This is a genomic window from Bartonella sp. AC62GZZY (assembly GCF_042196525.1).
GTDB lineage: Bacteria > Pseudomonadota > Alphaproteobacteria > Rhizobiales > Rhizobiaceae > Bartonella.
Genome location: NZ_JBHIQN010000029.1, coordinates 1 through 6,719, shown reverse-complemented (window position 1 = coordinate 6,719; position 6,719 = coordinate 1). Strand labels below are relative to the sequence as shown.

Here is a 6,719-nt window from a genome sequence, read left to right as displayed (position 1 = left end):
GTTAGGAAAAAACAACACACTAAAACCCTTAGACTCTAAATGTGTTATCTTTATGTCAAAAAACATAATCAAAAAGATAAGCATTTGGGTCTCAATACAGAGAGCACAAACAAAACAAAAGACTCAAAATATTCACACTCTAAGCAATGATCCTCTACTCTAAGTTCCAAAGAGATCAATAATGCTAAAATGTGTCTTTTTTATGTTTTGGAGGTGTTTTTAAGTTTTTTCATTGGAGAGTTTGTTATGAAAAAATTATATGCCCCACAAGCAGCGAGTGAATTAAAACGTTCTCGTTTTTCTTTGGTTAAAGTTCTTTCGTTGGCTATAGCTGCTACATTCTTATCGAATGTTACGCCTGTTTTTTCAGCAAATCCTGATTTTAGAAACACCTTTCTTGAAGGTGTAAAAAGTGTTGGTATATCTTATCCACAAAGCATTCTCTCTGTTGCTGGTTTGAATGATTCTGAAGACTATGCAAATTTTCTAATCAATTTTTTTTCTGATACGGATGATAATAGTTCCATAATAAATGTTTTGACAGAAGGTAGCCGTTTTGCGCGAGTTGGAAATGTTGGTGATAAAAAAGCGCTACAACTTACAAGAAGTATTCATACGAATTCTATAGATGGTGCAGATTTTTCAAACCCTTCTGGTTTGTTAAGAACAGTATCGACCCAAAGAGCTGCAGCAAAAGGCAATGGTCATCCTCTGGAGCAGGGTTATAGTGCGAGTGCAAAAGGTTATGATGCTATTGCGTTAGGTCCATTGGCGGAAGCAAAACAAGATAGAAGTATTGCTATAGGTTTGTCTTCTTACGCTAATGCTCATAATAGTATTGCGATTGGTTCTGCTCCAGACTTTGCTACTGAAGAGCAAAGAACAACTGCTGGAGATGAAAAAGCAATTGCCATAGGTTTTCAAGCTAGAGCTTTCGGCAAGTTTACAATAGCGTTGGGGGATTCTGCTAGCACTACACAGGAAGATGCGATTGCTATTGGTCATCATGCAAAAGTAGATATACACCAAGGTGTTGCTATAGGAAGTAATTCTGTAGCTGATAGGGCTGATGGTATTTTGGGGTATGCTTCTTTGCAGCAGGGACCGGCAAAAAACACTGAAGTGCAATGGAAAAGTACGCAGGGTGCCGTTAGTTTTGGTAATCCTAGTAAGGGCATAACGCGGCAGATTATAGGTGTAGCAGCTGGTAGTGAACCTACTGATGCAGTAAATGTTATACAGTTAAAAGATTTAGAAAGTGTCGTAAGAAAAGGCGGTTGGAAACTCTCTGTTGGGGGTAAGAATGGTAAAACCGTTATTATGGACAGTACGGTAGATTTTTCCACTGGAAGTACAAATCTTACGATTACAAAAGGTGATAAAGATAATAATGTAAAATTTGATCTATCTAAGGAAATTGCAGTCAATAAAGTAACTGCAGGAAGCAGTACCCTAGACGCAACAGGTTTAGTGATTGCCAATGGTCCGAAAATAACCACCGGTGGTATAGATGTTGGCAGTAAAAAGATAACAGGAGTGGCAACGGGTACTGAAAGCACCGATGCGGTGAATTTTGGACAGCTGAAGGAAATAAAAGAACAGGTAGCAACTAGTAGTTTCGTAAAACAAGATGCACAGACGAAGTTCATAACCATTGGTAAGGATACAGATGGCGATAAAATCACAATTGCCAATAAAGATAATAAAACCAGAATTCTTTCTGGTGTTGCATCTGGCACGAACGACACTGATGCCGTGAATGTTGCGCAGCTAAAAGCTCTAAAAAACTCTATAACTTCAAGTTGGGATCTCTCTGTTGAGGGTGCAGATACGACGAGTGTTAATTCAACTAGTCCAATGGATTTGGCAGCTGGAAGTAGCAACCTAAATATTACAAAAGGCAAAGAGGACAATAAGGTAAAATTTGATTTAGCAAAGGACATCACACTGGAGAGCGTAAAGGCAGGTACAAATACTTTAGACGAAACAGGCTTAATGATTACAGGTGGTCCGAAAATAACAACTAGTGGTATTGATGCTGGCAATAAAGAGCTAAAAGGCGTTAAAGATGGGGCGCTCTCAGTAGGATCGACAGAAGCGGTAAATGGTTCACAACTTTTGGCAACAAATAATGAAATTGCTGATGTAAGAGACAGTATTCTTGTTAAGCAAGAAGAAGGGATGGCGTTAAGTCGCAGTCTCCATGCTGAGGGATCAGGTGTTATCACCATTGGGAAAGGAACTGGTGGCACTGAAATCAGCATTCTGAATAAAGATAATGGGGCAAGGAAAATTTCCGGTCTATTAGGTGGCGATCTCAGTGCAAATTCAGATGAAGCAGTCACTGGTTCTCAGTTGTTTACTACAAATCAAAATGTTACAACTGTAACAAGTGATCTCAAAACAGTATCTGAGAATATAGCCAAATATTTCGGTGGTGGCGCTAAATATGAAAATGGCGCTTGGACTGCTCCTAAATTTACTGTTAAGTCCGTTAAGGATGATGGCGAAACAGAAAACAAAGAATATCCTGATGTAGCGGATGCACTTGCAGGAGTTGGAAGTTCTATCACGAATGTTCAGAATAAATTGACTGAACAGGTTAATAATGTAATTACCAAAGTGGAAAGCGAGAGCTTTGTTCAGCAAGATAAGACAACGAGTCGTCTCACTATTGGAGCTGCAGTAGAAGGCAGTGAAATCAACATAGCTAACAAGACTGGTGCGGATCGGATAATTTCAGGTGTTGGTGAAGCAAAGAACAATAATGACGCTGTTAACAAAAGCCAGCTTGATAGCAATATCAAGAATGTCAATGATAATGTAACAAATAAGTTTAGCGAACTTACTAAAAACATAACGAATATTACTCAGCAAGTTAAAGGTGATGCTTTGTTATGGAATGATGAAGCTAATGCCTTTGTAGCACGTCATGAAAAGAGCAAAGAAGAAAAAGGCAGAGCTGTAGCGACTCAAGATAACAGCAAAATTACGTTTCTTTTAGATGGTGATGTTTCTAAAGATTCAACGGATGCTGTCACGGGTGGACAGCTTTATTCGCTGAACGAACAACTTGCAACCTATTTTGGTGGTAGTGCTGGCTATGATGAGCAAGGACAATGGAAAGCTCCAAGTTTTAAGGTTAAGACAGTTAAGGATGATGGTAAATCTGAAGAGAAAACTTATAGCAATGTGGCGGATGCTTTGGCTGGAGTTGGTACTTCTGTTACGAATGTAAAAAATGAGATCAGCAAAGAGATTACGAATGTAGTGAGTGAAAGCCTTGTCAAGCAGGATAGGATGGGTCTTATTACTATTGGTGCGGAAAGAGGCGGCAATAAAATCAATATTTTAAATCGGGATGGTGATGCTCGAATTCTTTCTGGTGTTAAGGCAGCGCAAAATGGGGACGAGGCAGTCAATAAAGCGCAGCTTGATGCAAGTCTGAAGGATCTTTCCAGCAGCCTTCAGTCAGAAGATTCAGCAGTGGTTCTCTACGATAAAAAAGAAGACGGAATAGTTGACTATAGCAGTGTGACTTTAGGCAAAGGTAAGGATGCAGAACCAGTTGCGCTTCATAATGTAAAAGATGGTGTCATTGGTGAGAGCTCACATGATGCGATTAATGGTAGTCAGATCAATACAATTTCTCAGGATTTAGCTAAGTTTCTTGGTGGTGATGCAAAATTTGTTGGCGGTATGTTTACAGGACCAACCTACAAGTTATCTAAGGTTGATGCAGATGGTAATATAACAGACGGCTCTTTTAAAGATGTTGGTAGTGCATTTACTGGTCTTGATGCAAATATCAAGAATGTGAATGCGCGGATTAAAGAAGTTTCTGAAGGGGTAGCGCAGGATTCTTTGAATTGGAGTAATAAAGCCAATGCCTTTGTAGCACGTCATGAAAAGAGCAAAGAAGAAAAAGGCAGAGCTGTAAGGAGACAGGAAAACAGTAGAATTACGTTTCTTGCAAATGGTGACATTACCTCGAACTCAACAGATGCCATTAATGGTGGACAACTCTATTCGATGAGTAACACTCTTGCGACATATTTAGATAGTGGTGCTGGCTATGATGAGAGTGGACAATGGAAAGCTCCCAATTTTGTTATCAAGAAAGTTGATGCAGCAGGCAAAGAAAGTGAGAAAAGCTATAAGAGTGTAGCGGAAGCCCTTTCTGATATTAGTACTTCTGTCACGAATGTTCATAATGATGTGACTAATGTTGTCAGTGATAGCCTCGTCAAACAGGATGATGGAGATGCTGGTCGTATTACTATTGGCGCCAAAACAGAAGGTACAGAAATCAACATTGCCAATAAAAGTGGTGTGGATCGGATTCTTTCTGGTGTGAAGAAAGCTGTGAATGATAATGAAGCGGTTAACAAAAGTCAGCTTGATGAAAGTTTAGAGAAGCTTTCTAATAGTTTTCAATCTGATGACTCAGCTGTTGTTCATTACGATAAAAAAGATGGTGATAATGGCGGCATTAATTACACGAGTGTGACTCTAGGTAAAGGTAAGGATAAGGCAGCTGTAGGACTCCATAATGTTGCCGATGGTCAGATTGCCAAGGGTTCACATGATGCAATCTCGGGTGGTCAGATTAATAAAATCGGTGAGGATGTAGCTAAGTTTTTAGGTGGTGATGCTGCATTTAAAGAGGGTGTTTTTACCGCTCCGACTTATAAAATCTCTAATGTTTCTGACGATGGTACAGTAACGACTAATTCACATAACGATGTTGGTAGCGCCTTTGCGGGTCTTGATACGAGTGTCAAGAATGTGAACACTCATCTGTCTAATGAGGTCAAAAAGTTTGATGAAAAACTGAGTAATATTACGCAAGCAGTTCAAGGCGATGCATTGTTATGGGGTAAGACTAAAGGTGCGTTTGTAGCGACGCATGGGGACAATAAAGAGAACAGCAAGCTTACATCACTTGCAGATGGCTCTATAGTATCAGGCTCGAGTGATGCGATTACGGGTGGACAGATTTATGATCTGCAAAAACAGTTTGCGACCTATTTTGGTGGAGGAGCAGGTTACGATAAAGATGGACAATGGAAAGCTCCAAGTTTTGTGATCAAGAAAGTTGATGCAGAAGGTAAAGAAAGTGAGGAAAGCTATAAGAGTGTAGCGGAAGCATTTGCTGGAGTTGCGAGTTCTATCACGAATGTTCATAATGATGTGACCAATGTAGTTAGTGATAGCCTTGCGAAGCAGGATGAAAAGACAAAAGTTATCACTATTGGTAAAGAAGTAGAAGGCAGTGAAGTCAACATAGCCAACAAGACTGGTACGGATCGGACACTTTCAGGTGTTGGTGAAGCAACAAAGGATAATGAAGCTGTTAACAAAGGTCAGCTTGATAAAAGATTAGAGAAGCTTTCTAATAGTCTTCAGTCTGATGATTCAGCTGTTGTTCACTACGATAAAAAAGAGGGTGAGAATGGCGGCATTGATTACACGAGTGTGACTTTAGGTAAAGGTAAGGGTGCAGGACCAGTTGCACTTCATAATGTCAAAGATGGTGTCATTGGTGAGAGTTCACATGATGCGATTAATGGTAGTCAGATCAACACGATTTCTCAGAATGTAGCTAAATTCCTTGGTGGCGATGCAAAATTTGTTGAGGGTACGTTTACAGGACCAACCTACAAGTTATCCAAGGTTGATACAGCTGGTAATATAACAAATGGCTCTTTTAATGATGTTGGGAGTGCTTTTGCCGGTCTTGATGAGAATATCAAGAATGTGAATGCACGGATTAAAGAAGTTTCTGAAGGAGTAGCGCAAGATTCTTTGTTATGGAATGATGAAGCCAATGCCTTTGTAGCACGTCATGAGAAGAAGCAAGAAGAACAAGGCAGAGCTTTAAGGACACAAGAAAACAGTAGAATTACGTTTCTAGCAAATGGTGAGATTAGCGCTAAATCAACAGATGCTGTTACGGGTAATCAGCTTTTTGAAACGAATGATAAGGTTGTTACTTATTTAGGAGGCAATGCAGCTTTTAATAATGGTGCGTTTACAGGGCCGACCTATAGTTTATCGGAGATTGATAAAGATGGTAAGATAACAGCCAAACCTTTTACCAATGTTGGTTCAGCTTTTGAAGGACTTGATACAAATATCAAGAATGTCAATCAGAGGATTAAGGAAGTTTCTGAAGGAGTCGCACAGGATTCTTTGAATTGGAATAATGAAGCCAATGCATTTGTGGCTAAGCATGGAACGGAAGGAAACAATAGCAAATTGAAGTTTCTTTTAGATGGAGAAATTTCTAAAGGTTCAACAGAAGCGATCACTGGCAACCAACTTTATTCAATGAATCAAGCAGTTGCGACGTATTTGGGTGGAGGTGCTGGCTATGAAAATGGAAAATGGGTTGCACCCACATTCAAGCTTGAAACTGTCAATTCTGATGGTAGTGCTGGTGAGGAAAAGGTTTACAATAGTGTAGCGGAAGCACTTGCAGGTGTTGCAAGTTCTATTACGAATGTTCACAATGATGTGACCAATGTAGTCAGTGATAGCCTTGCCAAGCAGGATGATAATACGAAGGTTATCACTATTGGTAAAGAAGTAGAAGGTACAGAACTCAATATTGCCAACAGTAAGAAAGAAGACCGGACCCTTTCAGGTGTTAAGGCGGCAGAGAATGACAATGAAGCAGTTAATAAAGCGCAGCTTGATGCAAGTCTGAAGGATCT

The 6,719-nt window shown here is 39.8% G+C and carries 1 protein-coding gene; it reads left to right on the top strand.

The features are described from left to right. Positions 1-246: 246 nt before the first annotated feature. Positions 247-6,719 (top strand): hypothetical protein (locus tag ACFIML_RS08640; protein WP_375687944.1); only part of this gene is annotated, 6,473 nt, incomplete at its 3' end.